Raw genomic sequence first — 16,170 nt, forward strand, 5'->3', positions numbered from 1 at the left:
AGCGTCATAGAACGCTCGCGTCAGGGAGGACGCCATGGGTTCGGTTCTGGGCTTTCCGGGGATTGATCCCATGGACGCCGTCGTCGGCGCCCGTATCCGGCGCTGGCGCGACCAGAGGGGGGTGACGCCGGATGCTCTGGCCGCCGCCTTGGACCTGACGCCCGAAGCCCTGCGCCGCATCGAGGCCGGTCGCGAGCATCTGGATTCCGCCGGCATCGACGCCGCCACCCGCGCCCTGCACCTGCCGGTGTGGGCGCTGGTGTCGGACACGCCCGGCTACTGATGGCCCGGCTTTATCGCGCCGCCTTCGCCGCTCTCGGCTGGTTCGCCCTGGGCCTGCAGTACGGGCTGATGCTGAAGGGCAATCCGCAGATCGTCGCGGGCGAGCTGACGCTGAACTTCTTCAGCTACTTCACCATCCTGTCGAACCTCATGGTCGCCCTGGCCCTGACCGCGCCAGCCGTAGCGCCGAACAGTCGGCCGGGGCGCTGGGCGCAGAGCGAGGGGGTTCGCGCGGCGGTGGCCATGTATATCGTCGTGGTCGGCGTGACCTATCACTTCCTGCTGGCAGGCATATGGGAGCCGCAAGGCTGGTCGCTGCTGGCCAACAACCTGCTGCACTATGTCATGCCGATCGCCTTCATGGTCGACTGGCTGGCCTTTACGCCGAAGGGCCGTCTGCGCTGGGCCGATCCGGCCAAGTGGCTGGCGGTGGTGCTGGTCTATGGCGGCTGGACCCTGCTCCACGGCAAGCTGAGCGGCTGGTGGCCCTACTGGTTCGTGGACGTGGATCAACTGGGGCTGGGCAAGGCCATGATCTATTTCGCAGGCCTGCTGGTCTTCTTCCTGATCGTCGGCCTGATCGTCGTGGCGATTGATCGCGCCGTCGGACGGCGTGACAGACGGCTCGCGTCCGCCTAAGCCTCACCGCATGGCCTACAAGTCCTTGCGCGATTTCATTGCGACCCTCGAAGCCGACGGCGAACTGGTTCGCGTGTCGGAGCCCGTCTCCACCCATCTGGAGATGACCGAGATCCAGACCCGGCTGCTGAGGAACGGCGGCCCGGCGGTCCTGTTCGAAAAGCCGGTCATGCCGGACGGCACGATCAGCCCCATTCCCTGCCTGGCCAATCTGTTCGGCACGGTGAAGCGGGTGGCCATGGGCGTGACGCTGGAGGGCAAGCAACGCACCACGGCGGGCGAACTGCGCGAAGTCGGCGAGCTGCTGGCCTTCCTGCGCAATCCGACACCGCCGCGCGGCTTGTCCGACGCCATGGAGATGCTGCCCCTGGCCCAGACCGTCATGTCGATGCGGCCCAAGACGGTGAAGAAGGCCCCGGTGCAGGAGGTGGTGCTGAAGGGCGATCAGATCGACCTGACCAGCCTGCCCATCCAGGGCTGCTGGCCTGGCGAGCCCGCGCCGCTGATCACCTGGGGTCTGGTCGTGACCAAGGGGCCGTCGGACGATCGCGAGGACGACTTCAACCTGGGCATCTATCGGATGCAGGTCCTGGGCAAGGACAAGGCCATCATGCGCTGGCTGGCCCATCGCGGCGGGGCCCAGCACTATGCCCGGCACAAGAAGGCGGGCAAGCGCGAGCCCCTGCCCTGCGCTGTCGTGCTCGGCGCCGATCCCGGCACCATCCTGGCCGCCGTGACCCCGGTGCCGGAAACCCTGTCGGAGTATCAGTTCGCCGGTCTGATGCGCGGCTCCAAGGCCGAACTGGTCCCGTGCAAGACCGTGCCGCTGATGGTGCCGGCCAACGCCGAGATCGTGCTGGAAGGCCACGTCCTGCTGGACGAGTTCGAGGACGAAGGCCCCTACGGCGACCACACCGGCTACTATAACTCGGTCGAGAAGTTCCCGGTCTTCCAGGTGACGGCCATCACCATGCGCAAGGACCCGATTTATCTGACCACCTTCACCGGCCGCCCGCCGGATGAGCCGAGCTTGCTGGGCGAGGCCCTGAACGAGGTCTTCATCCCGCTGATCCGTCAACAGTTCCCCGAGATCACCGACTTCTGGCTGCCGCCCGAGGGGTGCAGCTACCGCATCGCCGTGGTGTCGATGAAGAAGGCCTATCCGGGTCACGCCAAGCGGGTGATGATGGGCTGCTGGAGCTATCTGCGGCAGTTCATGTACACCAAGTGGATCATCGTCGTGGACGACGACATCAACGCCCGCGACTGGAAGGACGTCATGTGGGCCGTCTCGACCAAGATGGACCCGGCGCGCGACATCACCGTCATCGAGAACACCCCCATCGACTATCTGGACTTCGCCTCGCCCGAGAGCGGGCTGGGATCCAAGATCGGTCTGGACGCCACCGACAAGTGGGAGCCCGAGACCAAGCGCGAATGGGGCGAGGAAATCCGCATGGACGAGGCCGTGGTCGAGCGGGTGTCGGAGATCTGGGATCGACTGGGTCTGCCAGGCGACAGCAAACCGATCTGGAAGTGATTCAAGTCGCGTAGAGCGTCGTCAGCTGCGTCGCCGTCGCGCGCATCGCGGCTCTCAGCGCTGGAGGAGCCAGCACCTCCGCCTCGCTCCCCAGCCGCAGCAGCTCGGTCGCGGCGTGTTCGATCGATTCGATCGGGATAATCACCACGGCCCCGCCGTCGCCCACCTTGGCTTCTGCGGCGATGCGGGCCTGTTCGGCGCCCAATCGCGCCAGCCGCTTCAGCCCCTCCGTCGAGAGGCGCAGCGTGGCCCGATCGGTGAAGATTTCGGCCTCGAAGCGCCGCGAGGTCGCGTCCCACCAGGCCGCCAGATCGAACGCCGCCGGGCGTTCAAAGGTCTGGTCGCCGACGGAGAGGTCGAGGATGTTGGCCACCCGATAGGTGCGCGGGCTCCGATCGGTATCACCAGCGGCGCCCTCCGCCGGGCGGGCCGCCAGATACCAGAGGCCTGCCTTCAGAATGAGGCCCAGAGGCTCGAGATGGCGATCGACGACGCCTTTCCAGCTTTCGTAGCGGACTTGAATTCTGCGATTGTTCCACACCGCCTGCGCGATGAGAGGCAGTCGCGCAGCATCGTCGGCATTTTGATACCAGCCGACGGGATCAAGATGGAACCGCCCCGCCAGCCGCTCGGCGGCCGCCTGACGCTCGGGCGGCAGGGCGGCCAGCAGCTTCAACTGCATGGTGGTGACAGCGGCTGAAAATCCCATCTGCGCGGCGGGTCCCGACAGTCCGCCCAGGAACAGCGCCTCGGCCTCTGCGTCGGTCAATCCGGTCAGACGGGTTCGATAGCCGTCCAGCAGTTGGAAGCCGCCGGAACGGCCCCGGTCGGCATAGACCGGCGCGCCGGCAGCGCTCAGTTGGTCGATGTCGCGATAGATGGTGCGCACCGACACTTCGAACTCTGCCGCCAGCTTGTCGGCGGTCATCCGTCCCCGGGTCTGGAGCAGCAGCAGGATGGAAAGCAGTCGGCTGTCGCGCATTTTTCGATCCTAGCCGATAAATCCTGACATAGGATGACAGTTTATACCGCCTATCCCTGACGATCCCAAACCCGGTCGTTGAAAGGACCCGCCATGTCAGCCGCCCCTGCCCGGAAAATTCCGGGAATTCACGATTTCGACTTCATCCACGGACGCTGGGCTGTGGCTCATCGTCGGCTGAAGACACGCGGCGCCGGCCTCCAGGACGACACCGCGTCCTGGGACGAATTCGACGCCGTCGCATCCTGTGAACCGCGCCTGGGCGGTATGGCCAACATCGAGGAAATGCACTGCCCCGCGCGCGGCTGGAGCGGGATGGCGGTCAGGACCCTGAACGTCGCTTCGGGCGAATGGTCGATCTATTGGGTCAACAGTCTCGACGGCGTCTTGCAGCCGCCCGTGCGCGGCCGTTTCACCGTGGACGGCTGCACTCTGGAAGGCCCCGACACCGACAACGGCCGCCCGATCATCGCCCGCTACATCTGGTCTGACATCCGTCCCGACAACGCCCGGTGGAGCCAATCCTTCTCCTATGACGACGGCGCGACGTGGGAAACCAACTGGATCATGGATTTCACCCGGGCGTGAGTCCGCATGAGTGGCTATCTGCGCATCGTCCCAGGTTAGACCTTCCCCCGCCGCCGCTGGCGCCGCGGCGGGGAACCGTCTAGCTTGCCCACACGGCATGGTCGGGGGCGGTGTTGAGCGCATTCGAGTTCTTTTTCAGCTTTTACGGCCTGTTGCTCGGCCTATCGGTGGCCGAGTTGGTCGGCGGCTTCGCGCGGGTGTTGCATGAGCGCGAGCGCATCCGCTTCGGCTGGCTGACGCCCGCCCTGGCCCTGTTCGTGGCCATCGACATCGCGACCTTCTGGAACCAGGCTTGGGTCATCTTTCGCGGGGCGCCGTTCAACACCTTCCTGCTGGTGGTCAGCCTGGCCATCGCGGCGACCTTCTATGTGGCGGCCAGCGTGACCTTCCCCCGCGTCTCGGCCGAGGGCGCGCATGACCGCATCGACATGGACGCGCACTTCTGGGCCCATCGCAAGCTGGTCTTCGGCTGTATCCTGGCCGCCAATCTGATCGTCGCGGTCATGGTCGTTATTCTGGCCCAACTGAATCCGGGCTTCGCCAAGATCGCCAGCTCCGTCACTCTGTGGACCGGCGTGGCCATCTTCGTCGTCGGCACGGCGACGGCGGCCTTCGCGCCATGGCGCCGAGTGGCGGCAAGCGCCCTGGTGGTCGTTCTGCTCTACAGCCTCTGGGGCATGGCCAAGTCAGCGGCGGCCTTGGCTGCGGCCGGCGGCTGGGGGCCCTTGACGGGCGCGGGATGAGCGGGAAAGGCGGATTTCCCAATTGTGTTTGAAATGCGATTTTAAGATGACGAGATTGTAATCTCGTCATACGGTTTCGGTTTCCAGAAGCCGGAGGCCCTATGAACCGCGTTCTCCCCATCGCTCTTTCCATTCTGATCGCCCTGCCTGCGGCGGCCGTCGTCGCCTCACCCGCCGACGCCCAGGTGCGGGTGGGTGCGGGCGCCCAACGTCGCACGCCGCCACGCCCCCGGCCCCGTCTCAGCGAGGCCGAGCAGGATCGCCTCTACGCCGCGCAGGACGAGGTGGCGGAACTGGACGAGAAGATCGCCACGCTTCGCGAAGCCAGCGAAGCAGGCGCATTGACCGAGACCCAGCGTCAGGAGTGGGAAGCCCACAACGCGCGCCGCCAGGAGGCGCAGGCCACCGTCGATCAGCTGGAAGCCAAGAAGCGGCGCGGCTAAGCGGGGTTGCCAGCGGCGCGGTGACGGCGGAAGAGAGGTCATGCGCACCAGCCTGATCCTCGCCGCCGTCGCGGCTCTCGCGTCGAGTCCCGCCATGTCCCAGAATCCGCCCGCCTCCGTCGCCAACGCCGCGCCTTGGGACCAGGCCTTCCTGCCGCCCGCGCCAGCGTGGAACGGCGCGTCGAAAGCCCTGTTGCGCGACGCCTCGGATCCCTGGGTCACGGCGTTCGAGGCCGATGCGGCGCATGACTTCAGCCCCTCCTACGCCGACACCCGCGCCTGGTTCGACCGGCTGGATGCGGCGTCCGACCTGATCCGCGTCGAACAGTTCGGCGTCTCGCCGGAAGGCCGCCCGATCTATGCGGTGATCGCGTCGAAGGACGGCGCAACCCTGGATCCGTCCAAGCCTGTGCTGCTAGCCCAGGCGGGCATTCATCCGGGCGAGATCGACGGCAAGGACGCGGGCATGATGCTGCTGCGCGACATGGCCTTCTACGGCAAGGACGGGCTTCTGGACCGCGCCAACCTGATCCTGATCCCGATCCTGAGCGTGGACGGACACGAGCGGACCAGCCCCTATTCCCGTCCCAACCAGCGCGGACCGCGCAATCAGGGCTGGCGTCACACGGCGACCAACCAGAACCTGAACCGCGACTTCATGAAGCTGGATCAGGCCGAGATGCAGGCGGTCATGGGCCTGATCCACAAATACAATCCCGACCTCTACGTCGACATCCACGTCACCGACGGCATCGATTACCAGTACGACGTCACCTACGGCTACAACGGCGAGGACGGCGTCTGGAGCCGCAGCCCGGCCATCGCTCAATGGCTGGACGACGCCTTCAAGCCCGACATGAACGCCGCGCTGGAGGCCCAGGGCCACATCCCCGGCGAGTTGGTCTTCGCCATCGACGACCGCGACCCGAAGAAGGGCATGAACGACGGCGGTCTGGGCGAGCGCTATTCCAACGGCTGGGGCTCGGCGGCCCACATCCCGACCATCCTGATCGAAAACCACAGCCTGAAGCCGCACGAGCAGCGGGTGCTGGGCACCTATGTCTTCCTGGAAGAAGCGCTGAAGGTTCTGGCCGACAAGTCGCAGACCCTGCGCGCCGCCATCAGCGCCGACCGCGCCCTGCGTCCCGCCGAACTGCCCGCCAACTTCGTCGGCGACGAGCAGCCGACCCGCATCCGCCCGTTCAAGGGCATCCTCTATGACACCTATCAAAGCGCCGCCTCGGGCCGTCCCGAACTGCGCTGGCTGGGCCAACCGGACCCGGAACTGTGGCAGGTGCCCTACTTCGGGTCGCGCCCGACCCTGACGCTGAAGCGGCCGACCGCCTACTGGGTGCCCTCCTATCGCGCCGACATCATCGAGCGGCTGAAGATCCACGGCGTGCAGATGGAAACCCTGAGCGCGCCGCGCACGGTCGCCGTCGACATGCTGCGCCTGGTCGATCCCAAGGTCTCGGCGCGCACCAATGAAGGCCATGTGCCGATCACCGTCGGCGAGGTCCGCACGGAAGCCAAAGACTGGACCTTCCCCGTCGGCTCGGTGCGCGTGCCGACCGATCAGCCGATGGGCGATATCGCCATCCTGCTGCTGGAGCCGCAATCGAGCGAGAGCTTCTTCGCATGGGGGATGTTCCCCGAGGTGCTGAACCGCGTCGAATACATCGAGGCCTACGCCATCGCGCCGCTGGCCGAGAAGATGCTGGCCGCCGATCCTGCCCTGAAGGCCGAGTTCGAGGCCAAGCTGGCGGCCGAGCCCGCCTTTGCGGCCGACGGCGACGCGCGTCTGGCCTGGTTCTATGAGCGGACGCCCTTCTATGATCAGCGCTTCCGCCTCTATCCGGTCGGGCGGGAGAATTGAGCATGGTTCCCTCGATCCAGGCCGCCACCCTTTGGGGCGGGATGCTGATCCTGCTGATGCTGGTTCTGTCCGGCGTCGTGGTCAGCCGTCGCCGCCGACACATGATCGAGTTCGGCGACGGCGAGCAGCGCGAGATGATCTGCGCCACCCGCGCCTTCGCCAACGCCGCGGAATATGTGCCGGCCGGGATGTGCGGGCTGATCCTGCTGGCCTTCGTCGGCGCGCCGCCGCTGCTGATCCACAGCGTCGGCGGCATCCTGTTCGCGGGCCGGGTGATCCATGCCCTGGGCCTTCTGTTCCAGCGCGGACCGTCGTTGGGGCGCTCCATCGGCATGGTCCTGACCTGGCTGGCGTTGCTGGTGGCTGCGGTCAGCCTGATCGCCTGGTCGGTGATCTAGGCGCCTTCTTGTTGCGATGCGGGGGCGGGTCCGCCATATCGGGGCATGTCCGAACAGACGCCCTCCCCCGACATCCTGCATGATCTGGTCGCCGCCGCGCTGAAGGCCGGCGCCGACGCCGCCGAGGCCGTTTCGGCTCACCGCGCCTCCCTGTCCGTCGGCGTGCGCAACGCCGAACTGGAGGAGGTCGAGCGCGAGGAAGCCCGCGACCTGGGCCTGCGCGTCTTCATCGGTCGGCGTCAGGCGACGGTGTCCGCCTCGGACCTGTCCGACGCCACCCGAGCCCGTCTGGTCGAACGCGCGGTGGCCATGGCCAGGCTGGCGCCCGAAGACCCCTACGCCTCTCTGGCGCCGCAGGATCGGCTGGCGCAGGGGCCCCACGCCGATCTCGACCTGTTCGACCCGTCCGAGCGCACCGCTGAGGCGCTGGAAGCCGCCGCCGCCGAGGCCGAGGCCAGCGCTCTAAGCGTCGCGGGCGTGTCCAAGTCCGAGGGCGGACACGCCTCCTGGTCGGCCAGCGAATGGCGGCTGGTCACCTCGCACGGTTTCGACGGCCGCCATCGGGGCAGCGCCTTCTCGCTGGGCGTCGGCGTCATCGCCGAAAAGGACGGCGCCATGGAGCGCGGCGGCGAAAGCCGCGCCACCCGCCACCTGTCCGACCTTCCGGGCGCCGCGGAGATCGGCCTGAAGGCGGGCGAGCGCGCCGTGGCCCGCGTCGGCCCGCGCAAGATCGCCTCGACCACCGCCCCGGTCATCTTCGAGAACCGCATCGCCACCCAGGTCCTGTCGCCATTGCTGGGCGCCATTTCCGGCCCGGCCATCGCACGCGGCAGTTCCTTCCTGAAGGACAGGCTGGGCCAGTTGGTCCTGCCGGCGGGCGTGGATCTGATCGACGACCCCTTCCGTTTGCGCGGCCTGGGCTCGACCCCGTTCGACGACGAGGGCGTGGCGGTCGAGCGGCGCAACATCGTCGAGGACGGCGTCATCACCACCTGGCTGCTGAACACGGCGGCCGCCGCCCAGCTGGGCATGGCCTCGACCGGCCACGCCTCGCGCGGTCTGGCGGGACCGTCGGGCGTCTCGACCCACAACCTGCATCTGGCGCCCGGCGAGGACGACAAGGCGGGCCTGATGGCCGAGGCCGGGTCGGGCCTGCTGATCACCTCCATGTTCGGCCCGTCGCTGAACGCCAACAACGGCGACTGGTCGGCGGGCGTCTCCGGTTTCTGGTTCGAGGACGGCCAACTGGCCTATCCGGTCAGCGAAGTGACCGTGGCGGGCAATCTGATCGAGCTCTACGCCCGACTGGTGCGCGGATCGGATCTGGAGTTCCGGGGTTCCTTCAACAGCCCCTCCCTGATGTTCGACGCGGTGGCCATCGCCGGAAAATGACCGACTTCCTGTCCGATCTCGAACTGATCCGCGACGCGGCCCTGGCGGCGGGCAAGCTGGCGCTGGATCATCGCGAGGCGGGGCTGAAGGTCTGGTCCAAGGAGGGCGGCTCGCCCGTCACCAGCGCCGATCTGGCGGTGGACCAACTGCTGCGCGACACCCTGCTGACGGCCCGGCCGGACTACGGATGGTTGTCGGAAGAGACCGTCGACAGCCCCGAGCGCCTGACGAAGAAGCGCATCTTCGTCGTCGATCCGATCGACGGCACCGTGGCCTATATGAAGAACAAGCCCTGGTGGTGCGTGCCCATCGCCGTGGTCGAGGACGGCCGTCCCGTCGCCGCCGTCATCCACGCCCCCATGCTGGGCGAGATGTTCGAGGCCACCCTGGGCGGCGGCGCCCGATTGCAGGGCCGCCCCATCAGCGCCTCGGACACCGACACCCTGGAAGACGCCGAGGTTCTGGCCGACGCGCGGTTGATGGAGGCGCGCGAATGGGCCGAGCCCTGGCCGGAGATGCGCTTCACCAAGCGCAACGCCCTGGCCTATCGCATGGCCCTGGTCGCCGCCGGGGCCTTTGACGCCGCCATCGCCATCAGCCCCAAATGGGACTGGGACGTCTGCGCCGGCGCCCTGATCGCCGAAGAGGCCGGGGCCAAGGTCAGCGACCACATGGGCCGTCCATGGCGCTTTAATCGCCCCGATCCGCGTCAAACCAGCCTGATCTGCGCCGCACCGGCCCTTCACCCGTTGATCGTGAGACGCACAGCGCCTATCCCGCTGGCGATCTGATCTCCCCTCACTCGCAATGGACCCCCTCTCCATGGCTGACGCCCACGATCCGCAACTGCTTCACCTCGTCATCGGCGGCGAGATGCGCCATCCGGCCGAGCCCGTCTTCCGCGACCTGACCCAGGTCGAGTTCGTCGGGGCCTTCGGCAGCTACGACGAAGCCAAGCAGGCCTGGAAGGCCCGCGCCCAGGCCACCGTCGACAACGCTCACATGCGCTACTTCATTCTGCACGCGCACAAGCTGATCGACCCGCGCTCGGAAGGCTGATCGGCCGCCCTCGCCTCACCGCGAGGAACTCGGAACCACACAGGCGGCTGGCGCGCTTTCCCGTCAGCCGCCTTTGGCGTTTCTGAAGAGGTGATCGCCATGACGCCCACCCTGATCGTCCTGCTGCTCGTGATCCTGGCCGTGGCGGCCGTCGTCTGGGTCGTGAAGAAGGGTCCCGCGCACACGCCCCGCCCCGGCGAGGATCAGGACACCGCGTGGAACGATCCCATCACCCCGGCCGAATCCGGTCATCATCGCTCACCGCAAAAGCCGGAGCCCCGCCCGTGACCCTGTTCGGCCAGACCCTCGACGGACAACAGTTGTTCGGGATCGTATCCCTGGTCAGCGTCCTCGCCCTTTGGCTGGTCGTGCTGGGCCGCGAGCGCAACTACGCTCGCTGGTTCCGCCAATGGGAGGCCGACCGCAAGGCCCGCCGCGACGCCGAGGTCGCCCAGCATGAGCCCAAGCGCGGTCCCTGGGGCTGAGGCCTACTCGCGCTTCAGCAGGCGGTCGACGACCAGCTTGCCCCACCAGCCAGCCTTGAACTCGGCGCGGATCGCCTTGGGATCATAGGCGTCGCTGGCGACCCAGTCCTCGAAGCTGACCCCGGTCGGCTCGACCTCGGCGACATACTTCTCAAGCGTATAGTCGAGCACGCCGGTCAGGCCCTCGCGGCTGTGCAGGGTGCGCTTGCCCAGTTCGGACATGGCCGCCGAGATCGGTTCGCCCAGATGAAAGTGGCGGTAGAGGACCGCCATCATCCCCGCCCGATCCGCGCCCGACTTGCAATGGATCAGGGCCGGATACTCGATGCTGCGGAACAGGGCGCGGGCCCGGTCGATCCGATCGCGGCCGGGGGGATCGCGAGAATCCAGCGGAGCGTCGATCAGGGTCAGGCCCAGACGCTCGCAGGCGTCCTTTTCCAACCAGTAGTAGGCCTCGTCGCGCTGACCGCGCAGGTTGATGACGGTCCTGATCCCGCGCCGCCGCCAATAGGCCAGTTGTCCCGGCGACGGCTGGTTGGTGCGCACCAGATCCGGCCCCAGCCAGTGGGCGTTGGTGAAGGCCGTACGCAGGAAGGCGTGGTCGGCCCAGAAATAGGACCAGTGCGCCTTGAACCGGCCAAACGACGTTGTCAGATCATAGCGCGCCATAGGCCGCAGATAGCGACGAAACCGGCCGGCGTCACCTGCCAGCTTGACGGCGGCGACTTGACTTGACGCCCGTCCCGTTCGACCGAGAGCCAATGACCGTTCCTGCGCCCGCTTCCGACACCCGCGAACCGCTGCGGCCGCTTCTGGGCCGGATCTGGCGCGACTACCTGTCCCGGCACAAGCCGGCCTTCTTCGCCTCGATGCTGTGCGCCGCCGTTTCCGGCGGGCTGACGGCCCTGCTGCTGAAGTTCCTCGAGCCGGCGATCGACCTGCTGTTCACGAAACACGAAGGGCCGGTTCGGGTCTGGGGCCTGGTCACCATCCCGTCGGACAAGGTGCTGATCCTCATTCCCCTGTTCATCATCATGGTGGCGATCGTCCGGTCGCTGGCCATGGCCGCGCAGGCCGCTCTGGTGAACCGGCTGGGTCACGGCATCGTCGGCGACATCCAGAGGCAGCTGTTCTCGGGCATGATCCGGGCCGACCTGTCGCGCCTGCGCAGCCAGCATTCGGGGACCTTCGTCTCGTCCGTCCTGTTCGACGCCAACCTGGTGCGCGAAGCCTTCACCTCGGGCGTGGTCAACTACACCCAGAACGCCCTGATGCTGCTGGGCGTCATCGTCGCCATGGGCTTCATCGACCTGCCGCTGACGCTGATCGTCCTGCTGGGCGTGCCCGTGGTCAGCTGGATCATCCGCCGCTTCGGCAAGAAGTCGCGCAAGGCGGCGCGCGGGGCCATGGTCGAGACCGAGGCCCTGTCCAGCGCCCTGATGGAAAATCTGGACGGCGTCCGCGTCATCAAGATCGAGAACCGCGAGGCGTCGGAGGAAGCCCGCGTCGGCGAGGTCATCGCCCGTCGCCAACGCCACATCATCAAGGGCTCCGACAGCCGCGCCTTCGCCGGCCCCGCCAGCGACATCGTCGCCTACAGCATCGTCGCCGCCGTCATGGCCTATGCCGGATGGAGCGCCAGCCAGGGCCAGATGACGGTCGGCGCCTTCGCCTCCTTCATCGGGATGCTCCTGCTGGCCGGACAAGCCCTGCGCCAGGTGACCAATCTGACCACGGTTCTCAGCGAAGGCCTGACCGCCGCCCGTCGCCTGTTCACCGCCCTGGATATCGAGCCGGAAATCCGCGAGGCGGCCGAGGCCGTCGAACTGCAGACCGGTCCGGTCACCGTCGCCCTCGACCACGTCTCCTTCGCCTATTCGTCCAGCGAGGAAGGGGTGGCCCCGACCCTGTCGGACGTGAGCCTGCACGTCGCGCCGGGCGAGACCATCGCCCTGGTCGGCCCGTCGGGGGGCGGCAAGTCCACCATCCTGTCGCTGCTGCCGCGCTTCTACGACGTCACCGCCGGCGCCGTGACCATCAACGGCCGCGACATCCGCGAACTGAAGCTGCAGTCCCTGCGCGACCACATCGCCCTGGTGACGCAGGAGCCCTTCCTGTTCGACGACACCATCGCCGCCAACATCGCCTATGGCCGCAAGGGCGCGACGGCCGAGGACATCATCGAGGCCGCGCGTTCCGCCGCCGCCCACGACTTCATCACCGCCTTGCCCGAAGGCTACGCCACCCGCGTCGGCGAGGCCGGGATGCGACTGTCCGGCGGTCAGCGCCAGCGCATCGCCATCGCCCGCGCCTTCTTGAAGGACGCCCCCATCCTGCTGCTGGACGAGGCGACGAGCGCGCTCGACACCGAGAGCGAGGCCCTGGTGCAGGCGGCGCTGGAGCGGCTGATGCACGGCCGCGCCACCCTGATGATCGCCCATCGCCTGTCGACCGTCCGAAGCGCCGACCGCATCTATGTCATCGAGGCCGGCCGCGTGGTCGAGCAGGGCACGCACGCCGCCCTCGTCAAAAAGGGCGGACTCTACGCCCGTCTGGCGCGGCAGCAGTCGCTGGACGGCCCGACGCCCGTCGCCGCCTCGCCCCTGCCCGATGAGACCGGCGCATGAGGCCCCTGCGCAACCCGATCATCCAGAGCTCCATGGCCTGGCTGCTCTCGGAATGGATGCGGTTCTGTTACGCCACCATCCGCTGGGAATATGAGAACGAACAGGTCGCGGAGGCGGTCTGGGCCGAGGGCGGCGGCGTCCTGTGCGCCTTCTGGCATTCGCGGCTGGCGCTGGCGCCGGCCTGCTGGCCGATGAAGCGGGCGCAGCCGATCAAGGGGCTGGTCTCGCTGAGCCCCGACGGCGAGTTCTTCACCAAGGCCGTGAGCCGTCTTGGCATCCCCGCCGTGCGCGGCTCCTCCAGCAACAAGGACAAGGCCAAACAGGCAAAGGGCGGCACGCAGGCCCTGCGCGACGGCCTGAAGCAGTTGAAGGTCGGCGGGCTGGCCCTGACCCCCGACGGCCCGCGTGGTCCCGCGCGCCAGATGGCGGAAGGCCTGCCACTGATGGCCAAGATTTCAGGCGCGCCGGTCCTGTTCATCGGCATTTCCTGCCAACCGGCGATCCGGTTGAAGAGTTGGGACAGGGCCGTCCTGCCCCTGCCGTTCGGCAAGGGCGCTGTGGTCTGGGACAAGGCCTGGTATCCCGAGGGCGCAGACATGGCCGACGTCGCCGCCGACTGGACCGCGCGTCTGACGGCGGTCGAGGCGCGCGCCGACGCCCTCACCGGACTGGGCGCGTCTAGATCGTGATCTTCAGCCCTGCCCTGATCGCCTATGGCCTGGCGACGCGTCTGATGGAGCCGCTGGCGCCGCGCCTGCTCGACGCCCGGGTCAAGCAGGGCAAGGAGGATCCGCAGCGCGTCGACGAACGGCTGGGTCTGGCCGGGGTGGCGCGTCCCGACGGGCCCTTGATCTGGATTCACGGCGTCAGCGTCGGCGAGGCCCTGTCCATCCTGCCGCTGGCCGAGCGCATCCGGAAGGATCGTCCCGACGTGACGGTTCTGGTCACCACCGGGACGCTGACCTCGGCGCAGATTTTGGCCAGCCGATTGCCTGCGGGCGTCATCCACCAGTTCGCGCCTGTCGACAGCCCGAGCGCCGTCGCCGCCTTCCTCGACCACTGGCGCCCCACCATCGGCGTCTTCGTCGAGAGCGAACTGTGGCCCAATCTGCTGACGGCGGCGAAGAAGCGGGGGGTGGCCCTGGCCCTGATCAGCGCCCGCATCACCGACAAGACCGCCGAGGGCTGGAAGAAGGCGCCCGGCATGGCGCGGGCGCTCATGGCGACCTTCGCCCACGTCTGGCCGCAGGATCAGGCCAGCGCCGACCGGCTGACGGCGCTCGGCGCCCGCGTCGACGGTCAGGTCAATCTGAAGCTGTCGGGCGAGCCACTGCCCTATGACAAGGGCGAGTTCGGCCGCCTGTCGGCCCTGATCGACGACCGCCCCGTCATTGTCGCCGCCAGCACCCACGAGCACGAGGAAATGGCCATCGTCGGCGCGCTGGACCATCTGGCCGACCGCCTTTTCCTGATCGTCGTGCCGCGCCACCCTGACCGCGCCGACGAGATCGCCCGGTCGCTGACACAGGACGGCTACAGCTTCGCGCGGCGCAGCCAGCGACAGTCGATCACCGACGACACCGACATCTATCTGGCCGACACCCTGGGCGAACTAGGCCTGTTCCTGCGCCTTGCCGACGTGGTGGTCATGGGCGGGTCGTTCGCGCCCGCCCTGGGCGGCGGCGCCGTGGGCGGACACAACCCGCTGGAGCCCGCGCGCCTGGCCAAGCCGATCGTCACCGGCCCCGACGCCAGCAACTGGAACGCCGTGACGCGGATGCTGAAGCAGGCGGGCGGACTGGTCTCGGTCCTGTCGCCCACCGAACTGCCCGGCGTGGTCGCCCCCCTGCTGGCCGATCCCGACGCCGCCCGCGAGATGGGCGAGCGCGCCCGTCGCGCCGCGGTCGAGGCCGCCGCCGGGCTGGATCGCCTGTGGCTGGCCTTGCAGGCGCATCTGCCCGCCGCCCCCTCGCGAGTCCGTCGATGAAGCTGAACACGCCCCGCTGGTGGTACAGCCGCGACCGCCGCCACGCCCCGGTCGCGCGGCTGCTGCTGAAACCCGCCTCATGGATCTGGACCGGGGTCACCGCTCGTCGCATCGCCAAGGCCGCGCCTGTCGACCCCGGCGCGCCGGTCATCTCCATCGGCAATCTGACGGTCGGAGGGTCGGGCAAGACGCCGATCGCGCGCGAAGTGCTGCGCCTGCTGCACGCCCAGGGCGTCAACGCCGCCGCCCTGTCGCGCGGCTATGGCGGGACGCTGGAGGGGCCGGTTCAGGTTGACTTACCCCTCCACACCGCCGCTGATGTGGGCGACGAGCCCCTGATGCTGGCCGCCGACGCCCCCGCCTGGATCGCCCGCGACCGCGTCGCCGGAGCCAAGGCCGCCGTCGCCGGCGGGGCGGAAGCTTTGGTGTTGGACGACGCCCACCAGAATCCGACCCTGAAGAAAACCCTCAGCCTGATCGTCGTGGACGGCGAGACGCGCGGCGACGAATGGCCCTTTGGCGACGGCTCGGTCTTCCCCTCCGGCCCGATGCGCGAGCCCTTGGCCGCCGGGCTGGCGCGGGCCGACGCGGTCGTCATCCTGCTGCCCGCCGATCTGGTCGAGGCCGATCCCGAACTGGTCGAAGCCTTCGGCGCCCTGCCCGTCTTCATCGCCCGCCTTGAGCCAGCCGCCGCCCCGCCTCCCGGCCCGCAGGTCGGCTTCGCCGGCATCGCCAAGCCGTGGAAGGTCGAGCGCTCGCTGATCGCCGCCGGCTGCGACCTGAAGGACTTCGTGCCCTTCCCCGACCACGCTGAACTGTCGGAGCGCGACTTCGCCTTCCTGAAGGAACGCGCGGCCCTGTTCGACGCCGGGCTGGTCACGACCGAAAAGGACTGGGTTCGCCTGCCCCCGGAATGGCGGGCCCGGATCGTCGCCTGGCCGGTGGCGGCGCGGTTCGCAGATGAGACAAGTTTCGCCGATTTTGTGACCTCGGCCCTTCTCCCCTTGCGGGAGAAGGTGGCAGCCGAAGGCTGACGGATGAGGGGTCGCGCCACACTTGCGGACGCCACCCTTCATTCAATCGCCGGAAACCCCTCGTCCGACCCGCTACGCGGGCCACCTTCTCCCGC

At 68.2% G+C, this 16,170-nt stretch carries 19 protein-coding genes; 17 read left to right on the forward strand and 2 right to left on the reverse strand.

Annotated elements, in window-relative coordinates:
• Positions 1–34: 34 nt before the first annotated feature.
• Genes B4A39_RS11235 through B4A39_RS11245 form a run of 3 tightly spaced genes read left to right on the forward strand, consistent with a single transcriptional unit; the run spans position 35 to position 2,461 of the window.
• Positions 35–283, forward strand: a complete 249-nt coding sequence (locus B4A39_RS11235) for a helix-turn-helix domain-containing protein (protein WP_292036592.1) — start codon at positions 35–37, stop codon at positions 281–283.
• Entirely contained in the window at positions 283–921 is a 639-nt protein-coding gene (locus B4A39_RS11240) for a Pr6Pr family membrane protein (RefSeq protein WP_292036593.1), read from the forward strand. The genes B4A39_RS11235 and B4A39_RS11240 overlap by 1 nt, the downstream gene beginning before the upstream one ends.
• 10 nt (positions 922–931) lie before the next feature.
• Positions 932–2,461 carry a UbiD family decarboxylase gene (locus B4A39_RS11245; RefSeq protein ID WP_292036594.1) on the forward strand — a complete coding sequence of 510 codons (1,530 nt, stop codon included), beginning with the start codon at positions 932–934 and terminating at the stop codon, positions 2,459–2,461.
• A gap of 1 nt (position 2,462) precedes the next feature.
• Here B4A39_RS11245 and B4A39_RS11250 read toward each other — a convergent pair whose 3' ends face one another.
• Complete coding sequence (locus B4A39_RS11250) at positions 2,463–3,443, reverse strand: helix-turn-helix transcriptional regulator (protein ID WP_292036595.1); 981 nt, start codon at positions 3,441–3,443, stop codon at positions 2,463–2,465.
• A 93-nt stretch (positions 3,444–3,536) separates the two neighbouring features.
• On the opposite strand from B4A39_RS11250, the gene B4A39_RS11255 reads away from it, so the two are divergent.
• The 10 genes from B4A39_RS11255 to B4A39_RS11300 all read left to right on the forward strand — a co-directional run bounded on the left by B4A39_RS11255 (position 3,537) and on the right by B4A39_RS11300 (position 10,427).
• Positions 3,537–4,031, forward strand: coding sequence for a DUF1579 domain-containing protein (locus B4A39_RS11255; RefSeq protein WP_292036596.1), 495 nt, complete (start codon positions 3,537–3,539; stop codon positions 4,029–4,031).
• A 113-nt stretch (positions 4,032–4,144) separates the two neighbouring features.
• Positions 4,145–4,774: a hypothetical protein gene (locus B4A39_RS11260; RefSeq protein ID WP_292036597.1), complete on the forward strand. Its 630-nt coding sequence runs from the start codon at positions 4,145–4,147 to the stop codon at positions 4,772–4,774.
• Positions 4,775–4,875: 101 nt separating this feature from the next.
• Positions 4,876–5,217, forward strand: coding sequence for a hypothetical protein (locus tag B4A39_RS11265; RefSeq protein ID WP_292036598.1), 342 nt, complete (start codon positions 4,876–4,878; stop codon positions 5,215–5,217).
• 40 nt (positions 5,218–5,257) lie between these two features.
• Positions 5,258–7,093 carry a M14 family metallopeptidase gene (locus B4A39_RS11270; RefSeq protein WP_409449546.1) on the forward strand — a complete coding sequence of 612 codons (1,836 nt, stop codon included), beginning with the start codon at positions 5,258–5,260 and terminating at the stop codon, positions 7,091–7,093.
• A 2-nt stretch (positions 7,094–7,095) separates the two neighbouring features.
• Entirely contained in the window at positions 7,096–7,491 is a 396-nt protein-coding gene (locus B4A39_RS11275; RefSeq protein ID WP_292036599.1) for an MAPEG family protein, read from the forward strand.
• A gap of 45 nt (positions 7,492–7,536) precedes the next feature.
• Complete coding sequence (locus B4A39_RS11280) at positions 7,537–8,883, forward strand: TldD/PmbA family protein (protein ID WP_292036600.1); 1,347 nt, start codon at positions 7,537–7,539, stop codon at positions 8,881–8,883.
• Positions 8,880–9,674 (forward strand): 3'(2'),5'-bisphosphate nucleotidase CysQ, encoded by a 795-nt coding sequence (locus B4A39_RS11285; protein ID WP_292036601.1) that lies wholly within the window; start codon positions 8,880–8,882, stop codon positions 9,672–9,674. The genes B4A39_RS11280 and B4A39_RS11285 overlap by 4 nt, the downstream gene beginning before the upstream one ends.
• A 16-nt stretch (positions 9,675–9,690) precedes the next feature.
• Complete coding sequence (locus B4A39_RS11290; RefSeq protein ID WP_292036602.1) at positions 9,691–9,942, forward strand: DUF4170 domain-containing protein; 252 nt, start codon at positions 9,691–9,693, stop codon at positions 9,940–9,942.
• Between the two features lie 99 nt (positions 9,943–10,041).
• Positions 10,042–10,230: a hypothetical protein gene (locus B4A39_RS11295; RefSeq protein ID WP_292036604.1), complete on the forward strand. Its 189-nt coding sequence runs from the start codon at positions 10,042–10,044 to the stop codon at positions 10,228–10,230.
• Positions 10,227–10,427, forward strand: coding sequence for a hypothetical protein (locus tag B4A39_RS11300; protein WP_292036605.1), 201 nt, complete (start codon positions 10,227–10,229; stop codon positions 10,425–10,427). The genes B4A39_RS11295 and B4A39_RS11300 overlap by 4 nt, the downstream gene beginning before the upstream one ends.
• Before the next feature lie 3 nt (positions 10,428–10,430).
• Here the strand turns inward: B4A39_RS11300 and B4A39_RS11305 are convergent, their stop codons facing one another.
• The gene (locus B4A39_RS11305; protein WP_292036606.1) at positions 10,431–11,096 is read right to left on the reverse strand and encodes a fused DSP-PTPase phosphatase/NAD kinase-like protein; all 666 of its coding nucleotides are present in this window, start codon (positions 11,094–11,096) and stop codon (positions 10,431–10,433) included.
• 92 nt (positions 11,097–11,188) lie between these two features.
• Between B4A39_RS11305 and B4A39_RS11310 the strand changes: the two genes are divergently transcribed.
• From B4A39_RS11310 to lpxK, 4 genes are read left to right on the forward strand one after another with little or no spacing between them, the layout of a single operon-like run.
• Positions 11,189–13,054 carry an ABC transporter ATP-binding protein gene (locus B4A39_RS11310; RefSeq protein ID WP_292036607.1) on the forward strand — a complete coding sequence of 622 codons (1,866 nt, stop codon included), beginning with the start codon at positions 11,189–11,191 and terminating at the stop codon, positions 13,052–13,054.
• Complete coding sequence (locus B4A39_RS11315; protein ID WP_292036608.1) at positions 13,051–13,743, forward strand: lysophospholipid acyltransferase family protein; 693 nt, start codon at positions 13,051–13,053, stop codon at positions 13,741–13,743. The genes B4A39_RS11310 and B4A39_RS11315 overlap by 4 nt, the downstream gene beginning before the upstream one ends.
• Complete coding sequence (locus B4A39_RS11320; protein WP_292036609.1) at positions 13,740–15,041, forward strand: 3-deoxy-D-manno-octulosonic acid transferase; 1,302 nt, start codon at positions 13,740–13,742, stop codon at positions 15,039–15,041. Before B4A39_RS11315 ends, B4A39_RS11320 begins: the two co-directional genes overlap by 4 nt.
• Entirely contained in the window at positions 15,038–16,075 is a 1,038-nt protein-coding gene (lpxK, locus tag B4A39_RS11325) for a tetraacyldisaccharide 4'-kinase (protein ID WP_292036610.1), read from the forward strand. The genes B4A39_RS11320 and lpxK overlap by 4 nt, the downstream gene beginning before the upstream one ends.
• The last annotated feature ends 95 nt before the right edge of the window (positions 16,076–16,170 follow it).

This window comes from Brevundimonas sp. UBA4553, assembly GCF_002387245.1.
GTDB lineage: Bacteria > Pseudomonadota > Alphaproteobacteria > Caulobacterales > Caulobacteraceae > Brevundimonas.

Bases quoted from the DNA above. Each gene is read 5' to 3' on its own strand.
- B4A39_RS11310 (WP_292036607.1), top strand. From the start codon at position 11,189: ATGACCGTTCCTGCGCCCGCTTCCGACACCCGCGAACCGCTGCGGCCG.
- B4A39_RS11315 (WP_292036608.1), top strand. From the start codon at position 13,051: ATGAGGCCCCTGCGCAACCCGATCATCCAGAGCTCCATGGCCTGGCTG.
- B4A39_RS11245 (WP_292036594.1), top strand. From the start codon at position 932: ATGGCCTACAAGTCCTTGCGCGATTTCATTGCGACCCTCGAAGCCGAC.
- B4A39_RS11250 (WP_292036595.1), bottom strand. From the start codon at position 3,443: ATGCGCGACAGCCGACTGCTTTCCATCCTGCTGCTGCTCCAGACCCGG.
- B4A39_RS11255 (WP_292036596.1), top strand. From the start codon at position 3,537: ATGTCAGCCGCCCCTGCCCGGAAAATTCCGGGAATTCACGATTTCGAC.
- B4A39_RS11235 (WP_292036592.1), top strand. From the start codon at position 35: ATGGGTTCGGTTCTGGGCTTTCCGGGGATTGATCCCATGGACGCCGTC.
- B4A39_RS11285 (WP_292036601.1), top strand. From the start codon at position 8,880: ATGACCGACTTCCTGTCCGATCTCGAACTGATCCGCGACGCGGCCCTG.
- B4A39_RS11280 (WP_292036600.1), top strand. From the start codon at position 7,537: ATGTCCGAACAGACGCCCTCCCCCGACATCCTGCATGATCTGGTCGCC.
- B4A39_RS11295 (WP_292036604.1), top strand. From the start codon at position 10,042: ATGACGCCCACCCTGATCGTCCTGCTGCTCGTGATCCTGGCCGTGGCG.
- B4A39_RS11275 (WP_292036599.1), top strand. From the start codon at position 7,096: ATGGTTCCCTCGATCCAGGCCGCCACCCTTTGGGGCGGGATGCTGATC.
- B4A39_RS11270 (WP_409449546.1), top strand. From the start codon at position 5,258: ATGCGCACCAGCCTGATCCTCGCCGCCGTCGCGGCTCTCGCGTCGAGT.
- B4A39_RS11240 (WP_292036593.1), top strand. From the start codon at position 283: ATGGCCCGGCTTTATCGCGCCGCCTTCGCCGCTCTCGGCTGGTTCGCC.
- B4A39_RS11290 (WP_292036602.1), top strand. From the start codon at position 9,691: ATGGACCCCCTCTCCATGGCTGACGCCCACGATCCGCAACTGCTTCAC.
- B4A39_RS11265 (WP_292036598.1), top strand. From the start codon at position 4,876: ATGAACCGCGTTCTCCCCATCGCTCTTTCCATTCTGATCGCCCTGCCT.
- lpxK (WP_292036610.1), top strand. From the start codon at position 15,038: ATGAAGCTGAACACGCCCCGCTGGTGGTACAGCCGCGACCGCCGCCAC.
- B4A39_RS11305 (WP_292036606.1), bottom strand. From the start codon at position 11,096: ATGGCGCGCTATGATCTGACAACGTCGTTTGGCCGGTTCAAGGCGCAC.